The 22964-nt window shown below is 72.6% G+C and carries 20 protein-coding genes; 3 read left to right on the top strand and 17 right to left on the bottom strand.

Features of this window, described 5'->3' with window-relative positions; all coding sequences use genetic code 11:
- Positions 1–37: 37 nt before the first annotated feature.
- Entirely contained in the window at positions 38–1444 is a 1407-nt protein-coding gene (locus ACIO3O_RS19420; RefSeq protein ID WP_401747260.1) for an MFS transporter, read from the top strand.
- A gap of 60 nt (positions 1445–1504) precedes the next feature.
- Here ACIO3O_RS19420 and ACIO3O_RS19425 read toward each other — a convergent pair whose 3' ends face one another.
- The 14 genes from ACIO3O_RS19425 to hrcA form a co-directional block, all read right to left on the bottom strand.
- Entirely contained in the window at positions 1505–2881 is a 1377-nt protein-coding gene (locus ACIO3O_RS19425; RefSeq protein ID WP_401747263.1) for a M1 family metallopeptidase, read from the bottom strand.
- A gap of 92 nt (positions 2882–2973) precedes the next feature.
- Positions 2974–3879 carry a ribonuclease Z gene (locus ACIO3O_RS19430; RefSeq protein WP_401747265.1) on the bottom strand — a complete coding sequence of 302 codons (906 nt, stop codon included), beginning with the start codon at positions 3877–3879 and terminating at the stop codon, positions 2974–2976.
- Positions 3880–3885: 6 nt separating this feature from the next.
- On the bottom strand, positions 3886–4245 hold the full coding sequence (locus ACIO3O_RS19435) for a histidine triad nucleotide-binding protein (protein WP_401747268.1): 360 nt from the start codon (positions 4243–4245) through the stop codon (positions 3886–3888).
- A gap of 90 nt (positions 4246–4335) precedes the next feature.
- Positions 4336–5376 carry a tetratricopeptide repeat protein gene (locus ACIO3O_RS19440; RefSeq protein ID WP_401747271.1) on the bottom strand — a complete coding sequence of 347 codons (1041 nt, stop codon included), beginning with the start codon at positions 5374–5376 and terminating at the stop codon, positions 4336–4338.
- Between the two features lie 7 nt (positions 5377–5383).
- Positions 5384–6457, bottom strand: coding sequence for a tetratricopeptide repeat protein (locus ACIO3O_RS19445; protein ID WP_401747274.1), 1074 nt, complete (start codon positions 6455–6457; stop codon positions 5384–5386).
- On the bottom strand, positions 6454–7776 hold the full coding sequence (locus ACIO3O_RS19450; protein WP_401747277.1) for an ATP-binding protein: 1323 nt from the start codon (positions 7774–7776) through the stop codon (positions 6454–6456). Before ACIO3O_RS19450 ends, ACIO3O_RS19445 begins: the two co-directional genes overlap by 4 nt.
- A 64-nt stretch (positions 7777–7840) precedes the next feature.
- The gene (locus ACIO3O_RS19455) at positions 7841–8797 is read right to left on the bottom strand and encodes an ATP-binding protein (protein WP_401747278.1); all 957 of its coding nucleotides are present in this window, start codon (positions 8795–8797) and stop codon (positions 7841–7843) included.
- Positions 8798–8913: 116 nt separating this feature from the next.
- Positions 8914–11301, bottom strand: a complete 2388-nt coding sequence (locus tag ACIO3O_RS19460; protein ID WP_401747280.1) for an ATP-binding protein — start codon at positions 11299–11301, stop codon at positions 8914–8916.
- A 77-nt stretch (positions 11302–11378) separates the two neighbouring features.
- Complete coding sequence (locus ACIO3O_RS19465) at positions 11379–12059, bottom strand: hypothetical protein (protein WP_401747282.1); 681 nt, start codon at positions 12057–12059, stop codon at positions 11379–11381.
- A 44-nt stretch (positions 12060–12103) separates the two neighbouring features.
- Positions 12104–12496: a VOC family protein gene (locus tag ACIO3O_RS19470; protein WP_401747285.1), complete on the bottom strand. Its 393-nt coding sequence runs from the start codon at positions 12494–12496 to the stop codon at positions 12104–12106.
- A gap of 79 nt (positions 12497–12575) precedes the next feature.
- On the bottom strand, positions 12576–13319 hold the full coding sequence (locus ACIO3O_RS19475) for a 16S rRNA (uracil(1498)-N(3))-methyltransferase (RefSeq protein ID WP_401747287.1): 744 nt from the start codon (positions 13317–13319) through the stop codon (positions 12576–12578).
- Positions 13316–14413 carry a nitronate monooxygenase gene (locus ACIO3O_RS19480; protein ID WP_401747289.1) on the bottom strand — a complete coding sequence of 366 codons (1098 nt, stop codon included), beginning with the start codon at positions 14411–14413 and terminating at the stop codon, positions 13316–13318. The genes ACIO3O_RS19475 and ACIO3O_RS19480 overlap by 4 nt, the downstream gene beginning before the upstream one ends.
- Positions 14414–14505: 92 nt before the next feature.
- Positions 14506–15642 (bottom strand): molecular chaperone DnaJ, encoded by a 1137-nt coding sequence (dnaJ, locus tag ACIO3O_RS19485; RefSeq protein ID WP_401747291.1) that lies wholly within the window; start codon positions 15640–15642, stop codon positions 14506–14508.
- Positions 15643–16659, bottom strand: coding sequence for a heat-inducible transcriptional repressor HrcA (gene hrcA, locus ACIO3O_RS19490; RefSeq protein WP_401747294.1), 1017 nt, complete (start codon positions 16657–16659; stop codon positions 15643–15645). It lies immediately after the preceding gene.
- Between the two features lie 172 nt (positions 16660–16831).
- Here hrcA and ACIO3O_RS19495 point away from each other — a divergent pair, with 172 nt between their 5' ends.
- Positions 16832–17563 (top strand): MBL fold metallo-hydrolase, encoded by a 732-nt coding sequence (locus ACIO3O_RS19495; protein WP_401747296.1) that lies wholly within the window; start codon positions 16832–16834, stop codon positions 17561–17563.
- A gap of 35 nt (positions 17564–17598) precedes the next feature.
- On the opposite strand, the gene ACIO3O_RS19500 is transcribed toward ACIO3O_RS19495, so the two are convergent.
- The 3 genes from ACIO3O_RS19500 to ACIO3O_RS19510 all read right to left on the bottom strand — a co-directional run bounded on the left by ACIO3O_RS19500 (position 17599) and on the right by ACIO3O_RS19510 (position 21745).
- Positions 17599–18426, bottom strand: a complete 828-nt coding sequence (locus tag ACIO3O_RS19500) for a DUF3097 domain-containing protein (RefSeq protein WP_401747298.1) — start codon at positions 18424–18426, stop codon at positions 17599–17601.
- A 95-nt stretch (positions 18427–18521) separates the two neighbouring features.
- A complete protein-coding gene (gene hemW, locus ACIO3O_RS19505; RefSeq protein WP_401747299.1) occupies positions 18522–19754 on the bottom strand; it encodes a radical SAM family heme chaperone HemW in 1233 nt (410 codons plus the stop codon).
- Between the two features lie 53 nt (positions 19755–19807).
- Positions 19808–21745, bottom strand: coding sequence for a SpoIIE family protein phosphatase (locus tag ACIO3O_RS19510; RefSeq protein WP_401747300.1), 1938 nt, complete (start codon positions 21743–21745; stop codon positions 19808–19810).
- A 300-nt stretch (positions 21746–22045) separates the two neighbouring features.
- Here ACIO3O_RS19510 and ACIO3O_RS19515 point away from each other — a divergent pair.
- Positions 22046–22964: HAMP domain-containing protein (locus ACIO3O_RS19515; RefSeq protein ID WP_401747729.1), on the top strand; the 919-nt coding region annotated here is incomplete at its 3' end.

Consider the following 22964-nt stretch of genomic DNA (forward strand, 5'->3'; position numbering starts at 1 on the left):
TCATGACGTCCTGTCATCACGCACGTCCCCTTCAGGAATGCCCGTGTTCTCGCGCATCCGCGCCGTCTCGTCGCGCCCTCGCACCTCTTTGTGGCCGCTGGTCGCCGTGTTCACCGCCGGCTACCTCGCCGCGTACCTGCTGCCGACGGTGGTGGGGCGGCTCGGCTCCGGGCTCGGTCTCACCCCTGCCGGGGCCGGTCTCGTGGGCAGCGCCCTGCTGCTGTGCTCGGCGTCCGCGGGCTTCTCGCTCGCCTCCCGGGTGGAGCGGATCGGCGCCCGCCGGGCGGCCCGGGCGGGGCTGCTGCTGATGCTGCTGGGGTACGGGTGCGCGACCCTGGCGTCCTCCCCGGTGCCGGTGGTGGCGGGCGCGGCGGTCGGCGGCTTCGGCTCGGGGACGGCGACCGCGGTGGCCGCCGCGGGGATCGCCGCCCGGCGCGACCCGCACCGGGCTTCCGTGCTCGGCCTGTTGAGCGTCTCCGCGACGGCGGGCGCGCTGTACCTGACGGTGCCGCACCTGGACGGCGGGCACCGGCCGCCGTTCGCGGCGCTCGCGCTGATCGCCGTACTGGTGTGGCCCGCGACCGGACGTCTGGACTCCCGGGAGGACGCGGCGGCTTCGGCCATGACGTCGCCTCTGGAGGCGGCAGCGGCGGCGACCCGGCTGCCGCACCGCAGGGCGGGCCTGGTGCTGGCGGCGGCGATGCTGTGCTGGTCGATGTGCCAGAACGCCCTGTGGGGCGTCAGCAACCGCATCGCCACGGTGCAGGCGGGTCTCACCGAGGTGAGCGCCGGTGCGGTGTTCGCGGCGGCACTGGGCGCCGGGCTGCTCGGTGTCACCGCCGCCGGTGCGCTCGGGGCGCGGCTGGGGCGTGCGGTGCCGGTGGGTGTCGGTACGGCGTTCATCGCGCTCTGTGTGGCGCTCAGTGCGTCCGCGACCGGCGTCGGTTCCTTCGCGGCGGGCGAGATCCTGTGGAACGCCGTCTACCCGGTGGTGCTGTCGTACCTGATCGGCCTGGCCGCCTCGATGGACCCGCGCGGCCGGTGGGCGGTGTTCGCCGGTTCCGCGTCCTCACTGGGCGTGGCGTGCGGCCCGGTGGCGGGCAGCGTCCTGTCCGCGCAGGCGGGCTTCCCGGCGATGGGCCTGGTGCTGGGCTGCGTACTGCTGCTGACGGCGGTGCCGATGACGCTGGTGGCCCTGCACACGAGTGGCCGTCCGCTGGTGGCCGGTGCGGTACGCCGCAGGGGTGGGGCCCCGGCCGCCCTGCTGGCGGGCACCACCGGTGCCCCCGCCGGGCAGGTGCCGCAGGTCGGCGCACCGGAGCAGGAGATCGCGGAGATCTCCGTGCGGCCGCTCACCCGGCGGGTGCGCTCGCCGTTCGCCCGCACGGCTGTGGTGCGTGCGCCGCGGGTGCGGGAGCGGCGCAGGGTCGGGGCGCGGCAGTAGCGGTGGGCGGGGCCGGATGCGCTCCGGCCCCGCCCACCGCGTCGTGGGCCTCCGGCTGCGTCAGTAAATACGGTGTTTCTCCCAGAGGGGCGCCAGGTCCTTGGTGGTCGCCGCCTGCGCCGCGCGCTTGAAGTCGGCGGTGGTGGAGACGCCGAACCAGTGGTCGCGGGCGTACTTCTTCAGCATGGCGGCCATCTCCTGGCTGCCGAGGGTGCTTTCGAGTTCGGCCAGGGCGCAGGCGGCCCCGGTATAGACAATTTTCATGAACTCGGAGCGGTTCGCGTAGGAGTCCATCGGGCGAGTCATCGCGGATGCGTCGTCCGGCCAGTCGGGTTCCTCCGGGCAGAAGTGGTCCCCGCCCCAACGCACCCATGTCGCGTACGTCGCGAAGCCCTCGTCCAGCCAGGGCTCCGAGAACTGGTCGTTCCCGACGATCCCGTACCACCACTGGTGGGCGATTTCGTGCTCGACCGCGGAATCCTCTTGGGTCTGCAGGTAGACGAGGCCGGGGAACTCCATGCCACCTTCCAACGCGGTGTTCATGACGAGATCGATCTCGCCGTACGGATAGCGCCCGAAGCGCTTCCCGAACTCATCGATGGCCTCGGCCCCCTCCTTCAGGTTGTAGGCGACGCCTTCGGCCGGGACGGCGGCGGTCCAGTAGGCGTTCAGCGTGATGCCGTCCGGCGAAGTGATCGTCTTGGTGCGGAAGGGCCCTGCCGCCCAGGCGAAGTCCCGCACGCCGTGCGCGACGCTGGTGCTGACCGTGCGGCCGGGCGCGCCCGCACGCCGGACCGTGGTGCCGGTCGCCGGAACCTTCAGGCCGCTCGGGTGGTCGAGGACCACCCGGAAGTCCCCGGCCAGGGTGTAGAAGCTCTCGCCGAAGCCGACGTCGGGGTCGAGGTGGCGGCCCTTGGCGTCCTGCACGGACAGCAGCGGCAGGGCGTTGCCGAGGAAGCGGTGCGCACCGTCGCGGCCGAAGCGGTGGGCCCGGTCGGGGACGGCGATGGAGACGTCGAAGGAGACGCTGGCGCGGGCCCCGCGCGGCAGCGGCTTCGGCAGGTCGATGCGCAGGGCGCTGCAGCGGACGGTGAGCGGGTGCGGGGTGCCGCCCTTCACCCGGCTCACCGACACCGGCGACGGTTTGGCCGGGGTGCCGCAGCCGTCGTCGGGGTGCCCGTTGCCCCACAGCCGTACGTCGACGAACCGCAGCGGGGTGCGGGCGGAGTTGCGGAAGGAGATGGTCTGCCTGCCCGTCCAGTGCGAGCCGTCGGCGTCGCTGCGCAGGCGTACGTCGTAGGAGGGGCGGTCGGGTGTCGCTGCGGCCGGTGCCGGTGCGACCGGGGTGGGGTCCTGCGCCGCGGCGGCCTGCGGGACGAGTAACGCGGCGGCCGCGAGCGCGCCCACGACGGGGCGCCAGAGTCTGATCGAGGTCATGACAAGACACGCTAGAACGGCGACCGGCCCGGACGAGGGAGTTCCGGGCCACTGCCGCCACTGTGCTCACAGGGGCACGGGCACCCCGGTGCTCACCCCCGCTTGGGCACCGGCACCCGCATCAGGTCGTCGGCCACGGTCAACTCCCCCTCGAAACCGGCTGCCCGGGCCTGGCGCTCGAATTCCTCCGGGTCGCTGTAGCGCTGCGAGAAGTGCGTCAGGACCAGGTGCCGTACGCCTGCCTCCTGTGCCGCCTTCGCAGCCTGCCCGGCCGTCAGGTGACCGTGATCGGTGGCCAGGCGCACGTCCTCGTCGAGGAACGTCGACTCGATGACGAGCATGTCGCAGCCCTCGGCGAGCACGTGCACGCCCTCGCACAGCCGGGTGTCCATGACGAACGCGAAGCGCTGCCCCCGGCGTTCCTCGCTCACCTCCGCGAGGGTGACGCCGTTCAGCACGCCCTCCCGCTGGAGACGGCCCACGTCCGGGCCCTTGATGCCGCGCGCGGCGAGCTTCTCGGGCAGCATGCGGCGGCTGTCGGGCTCCACCAGGCGGTAGCCGTAACTCTCCACCGGGTGCGACAGCTTGTGGGCGGAGAGGGTGTATCCGGGCGTGGTGGCCAGAACGCCGTCCGCCGACACCGGTGCCTCGGCGATGTCGACGCTCTCGCGGTAGGCGGTGGAGTACCGCAGCCGCTCGAAGAAGTGCTGCCCGCTCGCCGGGTAGTGCGCGGTGACCGGGTGCGGAACCTGGTCGAGGTTGATGCGCTGGATCACCCCGGCGAGCCCCAGCGAGTGGTCGCCGTGGAAGTGCGTGACGCAGATCCGGTCGATGTCGTGGGCGGCCACCCCGGCGCGCAGCATCTGCCGCTGGGTGCCCTCGCCGGGGTCGAAGAGGAGGCCCTCGGCGTCCCAGCGCAGGAGGTAGCCGTTGTGGTTGCGACGGCGGGTGGGAACCTGGCTGGCGGTGCCGAGGACGACCAGTTCGCGGGCGGACACGGGCGTCTACCCGGGGGGCCAGGTGAGGCCACGACCGCCCAGGACGTGCGCGTGCGCGTGGAAGACGGTCTGCCCGGCGCCGGAGCCGGTGTTGAAGACGATCCGGTAGCCGCTCTCCGCGACGCCCTCCTCGAAGGCGACCTCTCCGGCCTCGCGCAGCACGTCGGCGGCGATCTGCGGCTCGGCGGCGGCCAGCGACGCGGCGTCCGGGTGGTGCACCTTGGGGATGACCAGGACGTGCGTGGGCGCCTGCGGGTTGATGTCGCGGAAGGCGAGGGTGGTCTCGCTCTCGCGGACGACCGTGGCGGGGATCTCCTTCGCGACGATCTTGCAGAACAGGCAGTCCGCCTGGGGTTCAGCGGCCATGGAGGCCTCCTCGAAAAGGGTGATCGGACACGGCGCATGCTATCGGCCCGCTCCCGCGCGCTCACGTGCGTTCCTGCGGTCCCCGGGACGTTACGGCTTGCGTCGCTTGAGCACGGAGCGGCTGATCCAGTACGTGAGGAACACCGCCCACGCCGACGGCACCACCGCCACCCCGAGGAACGCGGCGGGCAGCCCCGGCAGCGCCACCACGGCGACGCCCACCGCCGCCAACAGCCCCACCGCGCCCGCCATCCACACCACCGGAGGGCACCGCACGGCCAGCCGCAGCAGCGGCCCGCGCAGCCGCGGCGGCACCCGGCGGCGCACCCACCACCCCCACGCGATCCACACCAGGGCGAACACCGGCAGCCCCACCGCCAGCGCCACCGCCCCGCTGTCCTCGGCGACGGCCTTGGTGATCACGGCGACACCGAACGCCAGGATCGCCACCCAGCGGGCGAAGGCGACGGTGTTCCACGCCATCACCTCCAGGTTGTAGCGCCCGTCCTGATCCTCGGGGTCGAGGGCGGACACGTCCGCGAACCCCTCGGCGGCCCGCGTCCAGCCGCCGCGACGACGGTGGTGCAGGTCCAGGATGGCGAGGTTGTGCCGGGCCGCGGTGTGCTCGGGGTCCAGGCGCAGGGCCGTCCGGTACGCCTGCGCCGCGACGTCCGTCCTCTTGAGGCGCTGCGCGGTCAGCCCCACCAGGAAGTGCGCGTACGGCTCCTCGGGGGCCAGCGTCACCGTGTGCCTGGCCACTTCGTACGCCTCCGTGACCTGCCAGGGACCGCCCTTCGCCAGGACCTCCGCGACGGTGGCGTGCGTGCCCCAGCGCTGTGGGGCGAGCCGCACCGCCTCGCGGGCGGACCACTCGGCGGCCGCGTAGTGGCCGAGCGCTGCCAGTTGCTCGGACCGCACGACGAGCGCGGTGACGTTCCCGGGGTCCAGGCGCAGTGCCTGGTCCGCCGCGTGCAGACACCCCTGGGTGTTCTTCGTCCCGCGCAGGCTGCGGGCGAGGAGGGTCCACGCGGCGGCGTCGTCCGGGTGGGACGCCAGATGCGTACCCAGTGCGGCAGCGGCCTGTTCGTAGCGCCCGAGGTCGTACAGTCCCTCGGCCCGTTCCAGGCTCATCCGCGGCTCACGATCGCATCGCCGCCCGCTCGAACCAGATCGTCAGCAGCGTGGGCACCAGCGCCAGCCAGAACAGGATCTGCGGCACCAGCCGCTCCGTCCACGGCACGGCGACGACCACGACCGCGCACACCATGCACCAGGCGGCCTGCCCGACGGCGAGCTTCCCCCAGAAGTTCGTCCGCACGAACTCCCGGAACGTCAGCCGCACTCCGGTGCGCATCCGGCGATAGCGCCGCCACGCCCCGAACCCCCACACCGCGCCCATCACGGCGAGCGCGTACAGCCGGGTGCCCAGCGCCGCGGGCAGCTCGTCGGGCCCGTCGCCCGGGAAGAGCCGCCCCGTCACCCCGGCGATCGCCACGCACAGCAGCGCCAGCCAGCGGGTGCCGCGCAGCATGCGGTAGACGGCGCCCTGGAGCGCCTTGTGCATCCCCTCGTCCTGCGGCAGTACACCCAGCGCCGTCGCATAGGAGTCGGCGACCTCCGACAGCTTCGCGGAGGGGTTCTTGGCCTTCGCCTCGGCGAGCACCTTGTGCGCCCACGGGCACTGGGGGTCGGCGGCGAGCGCGGCCCGGGCCGAACTCTCCACGAGGTCCTGCCTCTTGAGGAGCTCGGCGAAGAAGTACACCGTGTGGTGCGCGCCCGTTTCCTCGGGCGCCAGCCGTACCGCCTGGAACGCCACCTCCAGCGCCGCGGGCCACTGGTCGACGGGGTACGTCATCGCCTTGGCGAGAGCGACGTGCGCGCTCCACTCCTGCGGGGCGCAGCGGACCGCCTCCTTGCCCGCGGCGAGCGCCTTGTGCCAGTTGGGGGCACCGTGGAAGAAGTAGGAGCGCAGGATGTGCGCGTACGCGTAGTCGGGGTCGTGGGCGGTCGCCCGGTCGAGCGCCTGCTCGGCCTCCTCGTGCTCCCCGGCCCTCAGATGGCAGCGGTGCATCCGCGCCCAGGCCCGTACGTCGGTCGGCTCCTCGGCGAGCCTGCGGGCGATCAGCTCGCGCGCCTCGTCGGTCCGGCCCGTCTCCAGCAGGAGGTCCGCCTTGTCGACGGCGCCCTCCAGACTGCCCGCCGTGCCGGTCACAGCTTGCGCTTCTTCTTGAGGTGCGCGAGCAGGTCGTCGTACATACCGCCGTCGTTGGCGAACAGGGCGACGTTGCGCGCGGACGCGAACCAGGCCTCCGTGGACGGCCGCAGCTGCTTCGCCGCCGCCAGCAGGTCCTTTGTGTTGATCATGCGTACGGTGCCGGTGCGCGCGGAATCCATCAGGGCGCTCTCGGAAGCACTGTCGCAGAGGTGCGCGAGATCGGCTCCGGAGAACCCCTCGGTGACCTTGACCAGCTTGCCGAGGTCGACGGACTCGATGGGCCGGTCCTTGAGGTGGTAACGCAGGATCGCCTCCCGGGCGGGCTCGTCCGGCGGCAGCACCAGCAGGGTGCGGTCCAGGCGTCCGGGGCGGCGCAGCGCGATGTCCACGTCCCAGGGGACGTTGGTGGCGGCGAGGACGAAGACGCCCTCGTTGTCGCCCTCGACGCCGTCGAGCTCGATCAGGAGCTGGTTGACGGCGTTGCGCAGCCCACTGTGGTGCGAGCGGCTGCGCTTGGCGCCCAGGGCGTCCAGCTCGTCCAGGAACACCACGCACGGCGCCTTGCGGCGGGCCATGCGGAACACCTCGTGGACGTTCTTCTCGGACTGCCCGATGTACATGTCCAGCACGTCGCTGAGCGACACCGACATGAAGGAGGCGCCGAGTTCACCGGCGATGGCGCGGGCGATGAAGGTCTTGCCGCAGCCGGGCGGCCCGTACAGCAGCAGTCCGCCGCGCAGGCTCTTGCCGAACAGCTTGCGCAGTTCCGGGTTGCGCATGGGTGCCAGGAACGCCGCCTCCAGGCGCTGCTTGACCTCCTGCATGCCGCCGACGTCGGCGAGCCGCAGCCCGCCCGGTGCCTCGACGTCGTAGGCGTCCGCGTCACCGGCGTCGCCGCTGCCGTCGGAGGTGAGCGGCCGCTCGAACCCGGTGGCCGCGTCCGGCTGGTCCGGAGCCACGAAGCGGGGCGGCACCACGTCGCCGACCTCCTGCTCGGCGGCCTGCCAGTCGAACTCCTCCCGCGACGAAGGCGGTTGCACGGGCGGCTGAACCGAGGGCGTCTGCGGTGCGGCGGGCACAACCGGTGCGACGGGTGCGGCAGGCGCGGCCGGGCCGCCCATGGCCCGCAGCATCAGGTCCCGCGCCTGCGGATCCCCGGGCGCGTGCGTGAGGGCGACGGCGGCCTCCGCCACGGCGGCCTCACTATTCCCGGCCTCCAGCAGCAGCTGTGCCAGGTGCAGTCGCAGAGGTACGTCGCCGGGGGCGGCGGCGACGGCCGCGCGCAGGCTGGTTATCAGAGGTGACTCGTCGGACATGCCGCCACCCTACGAAGAACGCGCACCGCCGTACCCGGAAGGGTCGGCATCACCAGCACCGGCGTTACGGTTTGCCCAGTCCCGCCAGCAGCAGTTGCCCGTACTCCCGGTGTGCCAACGGCAGCCGGTACGTGCCGTCCTCCTCGGTGAGCACCACCGACGCCTCGATCAGCGCGGTGAGTTCACCGCCGTCGGCGAACACCGTCTCGACCTGCTGCGCGGTGAAGTTCCCGGTGAACGCCGACAGTCGGGCCCACAGGAGCCGTTCCGCCCGCCCGCACAGGTCGTGGCTCCAGGCGATCGCCCGCAGCAGGGTGCGGTGCCGGGCCGGCTGCTTGGGCCCGTGTATCAGCACCCCGAACCGTGCCCCCGGCTCGCACAGGCTGCCGTACAACTGCTGCGGGGTGGTGTTGTGCCCCAGTGTGCGTGCGGCCAGCAGCACGCTCAGCGGGTCGCCGTCGAGGCGCTCGGCGAGCAGCCGCGTCCAGAACACCGGCAGGTCCACCCCCTGCACCGCCGCCTTCTCCCGCAGGAGTTCCACGGTGTGCTCGCGTGACAGCGGCCGCAGCGGCACCCGGTACTCGCCGGGCACTCCGATCGGGCTGCGGCTGGTCACCAGGATCTGGAGTCCCGGGCAGAAGTCGTGCAGCCTGCCCACCAGGTAGGCGCAGCCCGCGCGCACGTGCTCGCAGGTGTCCAGCACGAGCAGGCCGCGCCGCCCGGCCAGCAGCCGCAGCACCGCCTCCATGGGATCGGTGCCGCTGCCGGGCGCGGTGCCCGCGTGGAGGGCGGCGGCGACGGTCTGCGGGACGAGGGCGTTGTCCGCGCAGTCGGACAGATCGGCGTGGTGCACGGGGAGATCGGTGACGGCCTCGGCGATGCGGGCGGCGAGGTGCGTCTTGCCGACCCCGGCGGGGCCGGTGAGCGCCACCAGCCGGGTCTCGGCGAGCACGTCGAGGAGGTCGCCGAGGGACGGCTCGTGGGGGAGACGGGGGACAGGAAGGCCGTATGCGGGGGGCATGGGCCCACTGTGGCCGGGCCCACCACGCCCGCGCGCCCCCGCGGGCCGGAGATCCGTACACCTAATTCCGCAGGTCGGCGCTACGTAGGTATGCGGGACACAGCCGTGTGCGCCCCTTACGAACGCCGGGCCCGCTCGCGGGAGTTCTCCGCGCCCACCAGCGCGGCGATCTCACCCCGGGAGCCGAAACCCAGCTTCGCGAGGATGTGCTCCACGTGGGCGTCGGCGGTGCGTTTGGAGATGACGAGCCGCTCGGCGATCTCCCGGTTGGACAGCCCCTGGTGGACGAGGGCGGCCACCTCGCGCTCGCGCCGGGTGAGCGCGGCGAGGGTGGGCGGGGCGGACGCCGTGGTGGCGCGCGGCGGCTCGTCCAGGGCGAGCGCCACGACCCCGTTCAGCCCCAGCCGCTCCCCTTCGGCGTACAGCCCGGCGAACCCCTCGTCGCCGAGCTCCGCCCTGGCCCGGCGCTCCATCCGCTCCCTGATCGCCTCCAGGTACGCGTCCCCCATCAGGATCGAACAGGTCTCCCCCACCGCCCCGTACGCGCCCCCGTACAGCAGCACCCCGAGCGTGCGGTCGCCCTCCGTCAGGGCGCACCAGCTGAGGATCTGCAACGCGTTGCCGGCACCGTAGAGGTCACCCAGCGTCATGCTCGCGCGCAGCGCCCGGCGCGCGTAGGTCCGTGCGGTGTACCAGTCGCCGGTGTCCAGGTGGGTCTGCGCGCTCGTCGACAGGCCGTAGGAAGTCACCCAGCACTCCCCGTCGGGCGCCTTCGCCAGGGCGCTGTCCAGTTCCTTCATGGCACCCGGGACGTCACCCGCGCGCCCGTGCACGGAGCCCAGGTTGCGCCGGGTCCAGCACTCCACCAGCACGTCGCCCGTCACGTCGACGACGGCGAGCGCCGCCGCGTTCGCGGCGGCGGCCTCCTCGCAGCGCTGCCGGTGATGGAATCCGGATGCCGCACAGGACAGCGCCATGCCTTCGGTACGGCTGTCGCCCGCCCGGTGCGCGAGCCGTGCCGCCTCGCGCATGAGGGGTTCCGCCAGGTCGAGCCGCCCCATGATGCTGGTGCAGTACGCGGACTGCCACAGTGCGCGCGCCCGGTCCGCCTCGCTGCCGGCGCCGGTGGCCAGGGCGCGCTCGCACCAGCGGTTGCCCTCGGAGAGCCGGGTACGGCCGATCCACAGGCCGCGCAGTGCCCCCGCGAGGGCCACACCGGTCGTCGCCTCGCCCGGCTCCTCCAGACAGAACTCCAGCGCCGCGCGGAAGTTGTCGATCTCCCTGTCGAGACGGCGCGTCAAAGCCACCTGGTCGGGGCCGAACCAGACCGCGTCCGCCTCCCGCGCCAGCCGCAGATAGTGGTCCCGGTGGCGCACCACCAGTCTGCGCACCCCGCTGCCGCTCTCCGCCAGCCGCTCCGCCCCGTACTCGCGCAGCGTGTCGAGCATCCGGTACCGGTCGCCGTCCCCGCCCTCCTCACGCACCACCACCGACTTGTCGACCAGCCCGATGAGATGGTCGACCAGGTCGTACGGGTCCAGTTCGGCGTCCGCGCACACCCTTTCGGCGGCGGCGAGGTCGAAGCCGCCCGCGAACACCGACAGCCGGGCCCACAGGGTGCGCTCCTCCGCCGTGCACAGGTCGTGGCTCCAGTCGATGGCGGTACGCAGCGTCTGGTGCCGCGGATGCCCGGTGCGGCTCGCTCCGAGCGCACGGAAACGGTCCTCCAGCCGCCGCAGCACCTGATCGAGCGGCAGCGCACGCAGCCGCACCGCCGCCAGTTCTATGGCCAGCGGTATGCCGTCGAGCCGCCGGCACAGGGCGATCACCTGGTCGCGGTTGTCGTCGGTGAGCCGGAAGCCGGGGCGGGCCGCCGCGGCACGGTCCAGGAACAGCCGTACCGCACCGCACCGTTCCACGTTGCCCCTGCCGTCCTCGCCGGGGAACTCCAGCGGGGCGACGGTGACGACGTGCTCCGCCGGAACGTCCAGCGCCTGTCTGCTGGTCAGCAGCAGCCGCAGCCCGGGACAGTTGCGCAGCAGGATCTCGGCGAACATCGCACAGGCGTCGACGAGGTGTTCACAGGTGTCGAGGACGAGCAGCGTCTCCTCGCCGCGCAGGTACTCCACGACCATGTCGAGCGGGTTGCGGCCGGTGCCCTCCGGCAGCCCGAAGGCCGCTCCCACGGTGTACGGGACGAGCTCGCCGTCCTTGACGCCCGCGAGCTCCACCATGCGCACGCCGCCGCGGAAGTGCCCGGCCAGGGAGGCCGCGGCCCGTACGGCGATGCGGGTCTTGCCGACGCCCCCGGGGCCCAGCAGGGTCACCATGCGGGCCGTCCCGAACAGGGTGCGCACGGCGTCGATCTCGCGCTCCCGGCCGACGAAGCTGGTCATCTCCTCGGGGAGATCGCCCCGTTGCCAGTGCCAGACCGTGTCCGCCATGCCCGCCTCACCCCGCATCACGCACCCCGCACACCGGCCGTCCCGGTCGCTTCCGGACAACTCCCCATAGTACGAGGGCGGTCACACACCGTGGGGGCACTTCGTTCCGCTCACCCGTCCGTGCGTCGGCCCTGTGCTCACTTGCCCGAGGGGCAGCCGCACGTGGGACGCGGGTCGGGTGCCGGATCCGGCGCCGGATCGGGGCCGACGGTGACGGTCACCGTGACGGTGGGCCGCGGGGCGGGCGGCTCGGGCGCGGTGGTGGGCCGGGTGGCTGTGGCGGTGACGGTCCGGGTGGGCCGCGACGTGGGCCGCAGGGTGGGCTCCGGGGGCGGACTCCAGGTGGGTGGGCGGCTCGTGGGCCGGGCGTTGCAGTCGCCGAGCACGTTCGCCCGGAACACGGTGCGCCCGCCGACCGTGGCGGTCAGGTCCCCCCGTACGCAGCGGCCGTCGCGCTCCTCCGTGACCCGGCCCTCGACGTCGATCTCCCGGCCGTCCTTGGTCTGGCCCTCGCACGCCACAGTGGCGACGTTGCGCGCCGACGGCGCCGCTGTCACCAGGGACGGCCGCAGCGACGGGTCGGCGCTCACCCTCGCCCTGTCGCCGAGGGTGGACGTGCAGGTCATCCAGCTGACATCGATCCCGGCGCGTTCCAGCGCCCGCGTGCCGGTCTGGTCGGTGGTCAGGGCCACCGCGAAGGAGCTCAGGCCCCCACCGTCCCCACCCGGTTCACAGGCGGCGACCCCCGCCACCGTCGCCCCGGCGAGGACTGCCGCCGCGAGGGTGCGCCTGTGCCGTACTCGCCTCCATGCCCCCATGCCAGGCAGCGTCCCACCGCCCCGGTACGAAGGACAGGCGCGTTTCAGCCGCCGAACAGCAGCCACTCCTGGAGTTCCACCAGGTTCCCCTCGGGGTCCTTCAGGTGGGCCACCCGCATGCGTTCCGTCATCGGTGCCGGCCCGTGCACCAGCTCCGCACCGCGCCCGGTGATCTCCGCGCAGTACCGGTCGAGGTCGTCCACCCGCAGCACCACGAACGACCGGTGCCCCGCGGGCTCCTCGGCCACCTCACCCAGCAACTCGGCCATCATCGCCCGGTCCTGGAGCGCGATCCCCGCCGATCCGGTCGACGGGGAGAACTTCTCGTACGGCCCGTCCGCGAACCCGGACTGGGGCTTGAGCCCCAGCACCTCTCCGTAGAAGCGGTAACAGGCGCCGAAGTCGGAGACCAGCAGCCTCACTTGTGCGAGTTCCATGACGCTCTCCCTGTGTGCGTGACATCCCTGGTCTTCTGCACGGTTCGAGGGCGGCCCAACCGGAGCACCGGCACCGGTGTCAGGACCACCGCCCCGTGCGCCCCAGCAGCAGTGCGGTGGCCGCCGTGCCCGCGGTGCTCGTACGCAGCACACTGCGGCCCAGTCGGTACGGTCGCGCGCCCGCCTGCGCGAACAGCTCCAGCTCCTGCGGGGACACCCCGCCCTCGGGCCCGACCACCAGCACGATGGAGCCCTCCTGCGGCAGTTCGGCGAGCGCCAGCGCACCACTGTCGGCGGCACGGTCCTCGTGCAGGACGGCCGCGAAGTCGGCGGTGGCCAAAAGCGCGCCCACCTGCTTGGTGCTCATGGCGTCGGCGATCTCCGGGAAACGGAGCCTGCGCGACTGCTTCCCGGCCTCCCGTGCGGTGGCCCGCCACTTGGCGAGGGACTTCGCGCCCCGGTCGCCCTTCCACTGGGTGATGCAGCGCGCCGCCTGCCACGGCACGACGGCGTCGACACCGGTCTCGGTCATCGTCTCCACGGCCAGCTCGCCCCGGTCGCCCTTGGGCAGCGCCTGCACGACGGTGATGCGCGGCCGGGGATCGTCCTCGACGACCGTCCCGGTGATCTCCACGACGAGCCGGTCCTTGCCCTCCGCCGCCACCACGACGGCCTCGGCGCCACGCCCTCGCCCGTCGGCGAGGACGACGTCCTCGCCCGCCGTGAGCCGCCGCACGGACACCGCATGGCGCCCCTCCGGGCCCTCCAGGACGTACTGGCCGCCCTCGGGCACGTTCTCCACGACGAACACCGGCGCCGTCATGACGTCGACCTCCTCAAAGCCATCTCCGTCCACGCCGAGTCCGCCTCGGCCGACAACACCTGCACCAGCCGTCCGGCCGGGATGTCCCGGGCCAGCCGGTGCCCCTGCCCCGCCCACAGGGCCATCCCCTGCGCGTCCCCCACCCGGGCGGCGGCCTGCCGCAGCCCGGCGGTCATGTAGTGCACCTCCGGGTACGCGGACGGCGCGTACGGGCCGTGCTCGCGCATGAAACGGTTCACCAGGCCGCGCGCGGGGCGGCCGGAGAACGCGCGGGTGAGTTCGGTCCGTACGAACAAAGGGTTCTTCAGAGCGTTCTTGTGCATGGCGTGCGCACCGGACTCCGGGCACGCCAGGAACGCCGTGCCCAACTGTGCCGCGTCCGCCCCGGCGGCCCGCACGGCGGCGATCTGCGCCCCTCGCATCAGTCCTCCGGCAGCGATCACCGGCAACTGCACGGTCTCGCGCACCTGTGTCACCAGCGACAGCAGCCCCAGTCCTCCGCTGCCGTCGGTCTGCGGGTCGTCCCGGTGGGTGCTCTGGTGGCCGCCCGCCTCGATGCCCTGCACGCACACGGCGTCCGCGCCCGCCCACTCGGCGGCCTGCGCCTCCTCCGGGGTGGTGACGGTGACGATCGTGTACGTCCCCACGTGCGCCAGTGCGTCGAGTTCGTCCCGCGAGGGGCAGCCGAAGGCAAAGGACACCACCGGCACCGGATCGTCGACGAGGAGCGCCAGCTTGGCCTCGTACCCGTCGTCGGTGCCGTGGTCGTCGCGCTCGGCGATCGGCGTCTCGTACCAGGCGCTCTCGCTCGCGAGCTGCTGCCGGTACAGGTCCAGGGCGGCCGGGTCGGCGGACGGCTGCGGCATGAACAGGTTGACGCCGAACGGCTTCGGGGTCAGCGCCCGCAGCTGCTTGATCTCCTCGTACATCCCGTCGGCGGTCTTGTACCCGGCGGCGAGGAAGCCGAGACCGCCCGCGTCGGACACGGCGGCCGCCAGCTCGGGGCGGGACACCCCACCGGCCATGGGCGCGGCAACGATTCCGCGCCGGCACAGCTCTCCCAGCGCGGGCACCACCCGGGTCTCAACAGACATGCCCGCATCGTTTCACGACACGGCCGACCCGCCGAATCGAACCAAAACGGGACCGGACCTGGTGGTCCGGTCCCGCTGTGGTGCGAACGGACTCAGCGTCCGTTGAAGGCGTCCTTCAGGCGCGAGAACAACCCCTGCTGCCCGGGCTGGAACTGGCCCAGCGGCCGCTCCTCGCCGCGCAGCTTCGCGAGCTGGCGCAACAGGTCCTCCTGCTGCGGGTCCAGCTTCTGTGGGGTGGTCACCTCGACGTGCACGATGAGGTCGCCGCGACCGCCGCCGCGCAGGTGCGTCACACCGCGCCCGTGCAGCGGCACCGACTGGCCCGACTGCGTACCGGGACGGATGTCGATCTCCTCGACCCCGTCGAGCGTCTCCAGCGGCACCTTGGTGCCGAGCGCGCCCGCCGTCATCGGGATGGTCACCGTGCAGTGCAGGTCGTCGCCGCGCCGCTGGAAGGTGGGGTGCGGCTGCTCGTGGATCTCCACGTACAGGTCACCGGCGGGGCCGCCGCCGGGGCCGACCTCGCCCTCGCCCGCGAGCTGGATGCGGGTGCCGTTGTCGACACCGGCCGGGATCTTCACCGTCAGCGTGCGACGGGAGCGGACGCGGCCGTCACCGGCGCACTCCGGGCACGGCGTCGGCACGACCGTGCCGAAGCCCTGGCACTGCGGGCAGGGGCGCGAGGTCATGACCTGGCCGAGGAAGGACCGGGTGACCTGCGAGACCTCACCGCGGCCGCGACACATGTCACAGGTCTGCGCGGAGGTGCCGGGGGCCGCTCCCTCGCCGCTGCACGTGGTGCAGACGACGGCGGTGTCGACCTGGATCTCCTTGGTGGTGCCGAAGGTCGCCTCGTTGAGGTCGATCTCCAGCCGGATCATGGCGTCCTGGCCGCGCCGGGTGCGCGACCGGGGGCCGCGCTGGGACGCCGTGCCGAAGAAGGCGTCCATGATGTCGGAGAAGTTTCCGAAACCACCCTGGCCGAAGCCGCCCGCACCGCCACCGCCGGAGGCCGACAGCGGGTCGCCGCCGAGGTCGTAGACCTGCTTCTTCTGCGGGTCCGACAACACCTCGTAGGCGGCGTTGATCTCCTTGAAGCGCTCCTGGGTCTTCGGGTCCGGATTGACGTCCGGGTGAAGCTCACGAGCAAGGCGCCTGAACGCCTTCTTGATTTCGTCCTGGGAAGCGTCGCGGCGCACGCCGAGTACGGCGTAGTAGTCCGTGGCCACTTACGACTCCGCCAGGATCTGTCCGACGTAACGTGCCACTGCGCGTACCGCTCCCATCGTTCCGGGGTAGTCCATGCGGGTCGGTCCGACCACGCCTAGTTTGGCGACTGCCTCGTCGCCCGAACCGTAGCCGACTGCGACCACGGACGTTGAACTGAGTCCTTCGTGGGCGTTCTCGTGCCCGATGCGCACCGTCATGCCGGATTCGGTGGCCTCGCCGAGCAGCTTCAGCAGCACGACCTGCTCCTCCAGCGCCTCCAGTACGGGGCGGATGGTGAGCGGGAAGTCGTGGCCGAAGCGGGTGAGATTGGCGGTGCCGCCGATCATCAGCCGTTCCTCGGTCTCTTCCACGAGTGTCTCCAGGAGCGTCGCGAGCACCGTCGAAACGGTTCCCCTGTCCTCCGGCTCGAACGACTCGGGAAGGTCCTGCACCAGCTGCGGGACGTCCGCGAACCTGCGGCCCACGACACGGCTGTTGAGCCGCGCCCGCAGGTCCGCGAGGGACGCCTCGCCGAACGGCGCCGGGCAGTCGATCATCCGCTGCTCGACGCGACCGGTGTCGGTGATCAGCACCAGCATCAGCCGGGCGGGCGCCAGTGAGAGAAGTTCCACATGGCGCACCGTGGAACGCGTCAGCGACGGGTACTGCACGACGGCCACCTGTCGTGTCAGCTGCGCGAGCAGCCGCACGGTGCGGGCGACGACGTCGTCCAGGTCCACGGAGGCGTCCAGGAAGTTCTGGATGGCGCGCCGTTCCGGCGTCGACAGGGGCTTCACCCCGGCCAGCCGGTCGACGAACAGCCGGTACCCCTTGTCCGTGGGGATGCGTCCGGCACTGGTGTGCGGCTGGGCGATGAAACCCTCGTCCTCCAGGGCCGCCATGTCGTTGCGCACGGTGGCCGGGGAGACACCGAGCTGGTGACGCTCGGTGAGGGCCTTGGAGCCGACGGGCTCCTCCGTGCCGACATAGTCCTGGACGATGGCGCGCAGCACTTCAAGTCTGCGTTCACTGAGCATCGCGCACACCTCCAAGCCGTGATGTTCCCTGGTGCAGATCGGACATGTGGGGCTTGTGCCCCGGTATCCCGCTTGGCACTCCCCGTGTGCGAGTGCCAGCCGTTCCCCGGGTCAGTGTACGGCGGCGTGGCCCGTCCCGAGCAAGGGCGGCTGCTCACGCTAGCGTCACGGTATGGACATGCGAGAGCAAGAGGCACAGTGGGAACGGCTCGCTCCAGGCGTCGTCAGACGGCGGCTGCCGGGCTGGGACGCCACTGTCGGCCTGGTGGCGGGCGGGCAGGGAGCACTGCTGTACGACACGGGCTCGACGCTGCGCGAGGGTGCCCGGGTGCGCAAGGAGGCGGAGGCGCTCCTGGGGCGCAGAGTGACGCACATCGCTCTCAGCCACCCGCACTTCGACCACGTCCTGGGCATGGGAGTGTTCGCGGGCGTGGAGGTCTTCGCCTCCGCGGGCATGGACACCCTGCTGACCGGACAGCGCGAGTCGCTGGCCGACGACGCGGTGCGCCAGGGCGTGCCCGCGGACGCGGCCGCCGAGGCCTCGGAGCTGCTGCGCGCCCCGCACCATCTGGTGTTCGACGAGCGCACCCTCGACCTGGGCGGTGGGCGCAGCGTGCTCTTCGCCAACCTGGGCCCCGCGCACAGCAGCCACGACCTGGTGGCCCTCGTACCGGGCGCGGAGGGCGGCCCGGACGTGGTCTTCTGCGGAGATTTGGTGGAGGAGTCCGGGGAGCCACAGGCGGGCCCCGACGCGGTCGCCGCACGGTGGCCCGAGGCCCTGGACCGGCTGCTGGCGCTGGGCGGCGAGCACGCCGTGTACGTGCCGGGGCACGGGGCGGCGGTGGACGCGGCGTTCGTCCGGGCCCAACGGGACGCGCTGGCACGCCGTTTCGGGGTGTCCTAGCAGTCAGGCGTCCTGGCGGTCAGTCGTTCTGGCGGTCAGTCGTCCTCGGGGGCCGTCACGAAGTCGATCAGTTCCTCCACCCGCCCCAGCAGCTCGGGCTGGAGGTCCTTGTACGTGCGTACCCGGCCCAGGATGTGCTGCCAGGCCGCACCGGTGTTCTCCGGCCAGCCCAGGGCCCGGCACACGCCCGTCTTCCAGTCCTGGCCGCGCGGTACCTGCGGCCAGCCCGCGATGCCGACCGAGGACGGCTTCACGGCTTCCCACACGTCGATGTACGGGTGCCCCACGACCAGCACGTTCGCGTCCGTCACCCGGGCGGCGATCCGGGACTCCTTCGAACCCGGCACCAGGTGGTCCACGAGGACACCGAGCCGGGCGTCCGGCCCCGGTGCGAACTCGGCGACGATCGACGGCAGGTCGTCGATGCCCTCCAGGTACTCCACGACGACGCCCTCGATGCGCAGGTCGTCGCCCCACACCCGCTCCACCAGCTCGGCGTCGTGCCGCCCCTCCACGTAGATGCGCCCCGCTCGCGCCACGCGCGCGCGGGCGTGGGCGACGGCGACAGATCCGGAGGCGGTACGGGTGGGACGCACCGGCCCCGCGCCTGCGGAGGGGCGCACCAGTGTCACCGGTGCGCCCTCGTGGAGGAATCCGGCCGGGGTCATCGGGAACACCCGGTGTTTGCCGAAGCGGTCCTCCAGGGTGACCGTCGGTCCTTCCGCCGTCTTCTCGGTACGGATCACCGCACCGCAGAAGCCCGTCGACACCTCCTCGACCACCACGTCGTACTCGGCGGCCAGTTCGGGGACGGGCTTCGACTTCTTCCACGGCGGCGTGAAGTCAGGGCTGTAGCTGCGCATGCGGCAGACGCTACGACACCGGGCGCGGCGACAGCCAGGACCAGTGACGACAGCCAGGAAGATCGGTCGCCGTCGGCCTCGACCAGCCCGGCCGCTCAGTCCACCAGGTCCCGCACCACGGCGTCGGCCAGCAGCCTGCCGCGCAGGGTGAGGACCGCCCGGCCCTCGGTGTAAGGACCGTCCTCCAGGAGGCCGTCCCTTACCGCCTGCTGTGCGGCGGCGAGCCCCGCGGGCTTCAGCAGGGACAGTTCGCAGCCCTCCACCAGGCGCAGCTCCAGCAGGATGCGCTCGACCCGGCGGTCCTCCTCGGAGAGCACCTCGCGTCCGGCGCCGGGGGACTTCCCGTCGCCCAGCGCCTGCGCGTAGGCGCCGGGGTGCTTCACGTTCCACCAGCGGACCCCGCCGACGTGGCTGTGCGCACCGGGTCCGGCGCCCCACCAGTCGGCGCCCCGCCAGTACAGCTCGTTGTGCAGGCAGCGGCCCGCCTCGGACGTGGCCCAGTTGGACACCTCGTACCAGGAGAACCCGGCGGCCGACAGCGCCTGCTCCGTCATCAGGTAGCGGTCCGCGTGCACGTCGTCGTCGGTCATGGGGACCTCGCCGCGGCGGATGCGCCGGGCGAGCTGGGTGCCCTCCTCGACGATCAGGGCGTACGCGCTGACGTGGTCGGGACCGGCGCCGATCGCAGCGTCCAGGGAGGCCTGCCAGTCGGCGTCGGACTCCCCCGGGGTGCCGTAGATCAGGTCGAGGTTCACATGGTCGAACCCGGCCGCCCGCGCCTCTGCCACGCACGCCTCGGGCCGCCCGGGGGTGTGCGTGCGGTCCAGGATCTTCAGGACGTGCTGCCGGGCGCTCTGCATGCCGAAGGAGACCCGGTTGAAGCCGCCCTCGCGCAGTTCGGCCAGATAGGCCGGGTTCACCGACTCCGGGTTCGCCTCGGTGGTGACCTCGCAGTCGTCGGCGAGGCCGAACTCCTCGCGGATCGCCCCCAGCATCCGTACGAGATCGGCGGCAGGCAGCAGGGTGGGCGTGCCGCCGCCCACGAACACCGTGCGCACCGGCCTGGGGTCGTCGCCGAGCACCTTGCGCGCGAGGCGCACTTCCTCGATCAGGGTCGCCGCGTAGTTGTCGCGCGAGGCGAGAGCACCGCCCGATCCGCGCAGCTCCGTCGCCGTGTAGGTGTTGAAGTCGCAGTAGCCGCAGCGGGTCGCGCAGTACGGCACGTGCAGATAGAAGCCGAGGGGCCGCTCCCCCGCATTCCGCAGCGCGTCGAGAGGCAGCGCCCCGTCCTCGGGCATGGGCTCACCATCAGGCAGTACGGAAGGCATGCCCCCATTGTCCGCCCTCCGCGCACCGTCCCGTCCCCCCGGTCGCCCGCGGCCTACTCCGCGCGCAGCACCAGCAGTGCCAGGTCGTCGTCGGGGGGCTCGGCGGCAAAGGAGTGCACCGCCCTGGTGATCCGTTCCGCCACCCCTTGCGCGGAGAGCCCCACACACTGGGCGAGCTCCGCGGCGACACCTTCCCCGTCGTCGAACATCACCCTGCCGCAGCGGCGCTCGGTGACCCCGTCGGTGACGCTCAGCAGCGTCTCCCCCGGTGCGAGGACGAACGTCTCGCTCTCGTATGTCGCGTCGTCGAGGACACCGAGCAGGACCCCCGGCCGCCCCGCCGCCCGCACCTCCCCGTCGGGCCGCAGCACCAGGGGCAGCGGGTGTCCGGCACTGGAGACCGTGCACCGTACGCCGCCGCCGTCGGCCTCCGGCAGCGGCTCCAGTTCGCCGTACAGCATCGACAGGAAGCGCGCCTGGGGGCCGTCGGGGAGTTCCTGTCCCCCGGCGGCGGCGACCAGCCGGGCGGCGGCGTCCGCGGACTCCGTGGCGTCGTCCAGCAGCAGCCTGTTGAGCCGGTCCAGCACCTCCGCCACCTGGTACCCCTCGCGGGCGAGCAGCCGCAGCCACGGACGCACCAGCCCGGTGACCACCGCCGCCTCCGGTCCGTTCCCCTGTACGTCGCCGAGCGCGAAGCACCAGCGTCCGTCGGCCGCGTGGAAGATGTCGTAGAAGTCGCCCCCCGCGACGCCCTCGCCGCGCGGCTCGTAGACGAGCGCACTGGTGAGGCCGGGGATCTCGGCGACCTGGCTGGGCAGCAGGGCGCGCTGCAGGACGTGCGAGATGGTGGCCTGCTGGGTGTAGCGGCGGGCGGCTCCCACCGCGAGCGCCACTCTGCGGACGAAGTCCTCGATGAGCCCGGTGACCTCGTCGGGGATGCGCACCATCCCGGCCCTGCCGAGCATCAGGATGCCGACCCTGCGGCCACCGACCACCATGCGGCAGGCGAGCACCGCCCCGGCGCCTCCGAAACTCTCACCGGCGCCGGGCCAAGGGAGCGCCACGGGGCCACCGCGCGCCGAGTCCGGCAGCCGGGGCGGTTCCTTCTCCAGCAGGGTGCGCAGTTCCTCCATGCACGCCTCACGCGCGTGCCAGACCCGGGCGAGGCGCGGTTCCGCCGAGGGGCCGCCGCCCTCCGGGTCCAGCCAGACGGCGCACCAGTCGGCGAGCCGGGGCACCAGGAGCTGCGCGGCGAGCGCCACCACCATGTCCTGGTCGAACTGTCCGGCGAGCAGGTCGGAGGCCTCGGCGAGGAACGACAGGGCGCCCCGGTTGATCCAGTCCGGGTCCTCGTCGCGGACCGCCCGCCGGGGCAGCGGGGCGAGGATCTCCGCCGCCCGCAGCCCCCGCTGGAGGGCCCGGTGGGAGGCGAGGGCGGCGGGCGTGAGGGTGGGTTCGTTCACCGGCGACGGCTGCCAGCCCTCCAGCGGGAGGGCGGCCCAGACGGTCTTGAGACCGGTGCGGTAGGTCACGCCCCAGCTCTCGGCGAGACCGGCGACGAGGTGCAGGCCCCTGCCGTACTCGGGGGCGCCGCTGCGGTCACGGCGCTGCGGTTCGTTGCGCACGACGCGGGAGGGGTGGTGGTCGGAGACCTCGATGACGAGCGCGGCGGCCTCGCTGGTGGCGCCCGCGGGCTCGATGCGGCAGAGCAGTTCGACGGTGGTGCCGGCGTGCACCACCGCGTTGGTGACGAGTTCGTTGACGACGAGGCAGGCGTCGTCGGCGAGACGCCCGGCGAAGTTCTCGTCGGCCGGCAGCAGGGACGTACCGGACCAGTCCACGATCGCGGCCCGCAGGAACTTCCGGGCGGCCGACGGGGCGAGTGGATTGCCGGGCAGGCTGGTACGGGCGAAGGACTGGATCGCGTACCTCCCGGCCCGCGGGGCTGTCGCGCGGGCTTCGGCGTCCCGCTGCGTCGGAATGGATGTCACAGTGCGGCTCCTGATCGGTTGTCGCAGAGCGTTGCCGACGACTGATCGGTTGTCGCAATGCGCCGCTCACGACAACCACAGGGTGACAGACTGAGCCTGCCCATAAGCACCGAGTCACCGAAGTGGGCCTCAATGAACGAAGATCGTGCCGTTTCGCGCCCTGGTGTCCGCTCCGGCGACCGCCCGGGAACACGCACTGCCACCAGCGCCGGAAGCGCTTTCGGCGACAGTGTCCACCGGGCGGACCGTCCGGGAGAGGGCTGGTTGCACGCTTCCGAACTGCGCCCCCTGCTCGCTGCGATGACCGCTCTGCGGGACGGCGACTTCCGGGTGCGGCTGCCGGAGACGCAGGAGGGGACGCCGGCGGAGCTGGCCGCCGTCTTCAACCAGATCGCCACCCGCAAGGAGCACTACGGGGCGGAGCTCGCCCGGGTGCGCAGGGAAGTCGTACGGCACGGCAGGCTCGACGAGCGTCTCGCGGTCAGCCCCGGGCAGGGCGGCTGGGCCTCCAACATCAACAGCACCAACGCGCTCCTGGACGCCCTGGTGGTGCCCGCGGTGAACGCCACGCGGGTGCTGGACGCGGTGGCGGGCGGCGATCTCACCCAGCGCGTCGATCTGCACGACGGGAACCGGCAACTCCACGGAGATCTGCGCCGGCTGGGCCGCGCGGTCAACAAGATGGTCGACCAGCTGTCCCTGTTCACCGGCGAGGTCACCCGGGTGGCCCGCGAGGTCGGCACCGAGGGACGGCTCGGCGGCCGCGCCAAGGTGCAGGGGCTGTCCGGCAGTTGGCGGGACGTGACGGAGGCCGTGAACACGATGGCGTCCCGGCTGACGGCGCAGGTGCGCGACATCGCGGCGGTGACGACGGCGGTGGCGCGCGGCGACCTGACGCGCACCGTCACCGTCGAGGCGACCGGTGAGCTGCTCGAACTGAAGCTGACCGTGAACACGATGGTCGACCAGCTCTCCGCGTTCGCCGACGAAGTCACCCGCGTCGCCCGCGAAGTCGGCACGGTGGGTCAACTGGGCGGCCGCGCCCAGGTGCGCGGCGTCAGCGGCGTCTGGAAGGACCTCACCGACAACGTCAACTTCATGGCCTCCAACCTGACCTCACAGGTACGCAACATCGCCCAGGTCACCACCGCCGTCGCCAACGGCGACCTGTCGCAGAAGATCACCGTCGACGCACAGGGCGAGATCCTGGAACTCAAGT

Origin of the sequence: Streptomyces sp. NPDC087440, assembly GCF_044744005.1 — a bacterium.
GTDB lineage: Bacteria > Actinomycetota > Actinomycetes > Streptomycetales > Streptomycetaceae > Streptomyces.

Excerpts from the sequence above, each read along its gene's own strand:
- ACIO3O_RS19450 (WP_401747277.1), bottom strand. The coding sequence starts at position 7,776 with ATGTCCGACGAGTCACCTCTGATAACCAGCCTGCGCGCGGCCGTCGCC.
- ACIO3O_RS19495 (WP_401747296.1), top strand. The coding sequence starts at position 16,832 with ATGGACATGCGAGAGCAAGAGGCACAGTGGGAACGGCTCGCTCCAGGC.
- ACIO3O_RS19435 (WP_401747268.1), bottom strand. The coding sequence starts at position 4,245 with ATGGCCGCTGAACCCCAGGCGGACTGCCTGTTCTGCAAGATCGTCGCG.
- ACIO3O_RS19465 (WP_401747282.1), bottom strand. The coding sequence starts at position 12,059 with ATGGGGGCATGGAGGCGAGTACGGCACAGGCGCACCCTCGCGGCGGCA.
- hrcA (WP_401747294.1), bottom strand. The coding sequence starts at position 16,659 with ATGCTCAGTGAACGCAGACTTGAAGTGCTGCGCGCCATCGTCCAGGAC.
- ACIO3O_RS19420 (WP_401747260.1), top strand. The coding sequence starts at position 38 with ATGCCCGTGTTCTCGCGCATCCGCGCCGTCTCGTCGCGCCCTCGCACC.
- ACIO3O_RS19475 (WP_401747287.1), bottom strand. The coding sequence starts at position 13,319 with ATGACGGCGCCGGTGTTCGTCGTGGAGAACGTGCCCGAGGGCGGCCAG.
- ACIO3O_RS19425 (WP_401747263.1), bottom strand. The coding sequence starts at position 2,881 with ATGACCTCGATCAGACTCTGGCGCCCCGTCGTGGGCGCGCTCGCGGCC.
- ACIO3O_RS19500 (WP_401747298.1), bottom strand. The coding sequence starts at position 18,426 with ATGCGCAGCTACAGCCCTGACTTCACGCCGCCGTGGAAGAAGTCGAAG.
- ACIO3O_RS19480 (WP_401747289.1), bottom strand. The coding sequence starts at position 14,413 with ATGTCTGTTGAGACCCGGGTGGTGCCCGCGCTGGGAGAGCTGTGCCGG.
- ACIO3O_RS19470 (WP_401747285.1), bottom strand. The coding sequence starts at position 12,496 with ATGGAACTCGCACAAGTGAGGCTGCTGGTCTCCGACTTCGGCGCCTGT.
- ACIO3O_RS19455 (WP_401747278.1), bottom strand. The coding sequence starts at position 8,797 with ATGCCCCCCGCATACGGCCTTCCTGTCCCCCGTCTCCCCCACGAGCCG.
- hemW (WP_401747299.1), bottom strand. The coding sequence starts at position 19,754 with ATGCCTTCCGTACTGCCTGATGGTGAGCCCATGCCCGAGGACGGGGCG.
- ACIO3O_RS19440 (WP_401747271.1), bottom strand. The coding sequence starts at position 5,376 with ATGAGCCTGGAACGGGCCGAGGGACTGTACGACCTCGGGCGCTACGAA.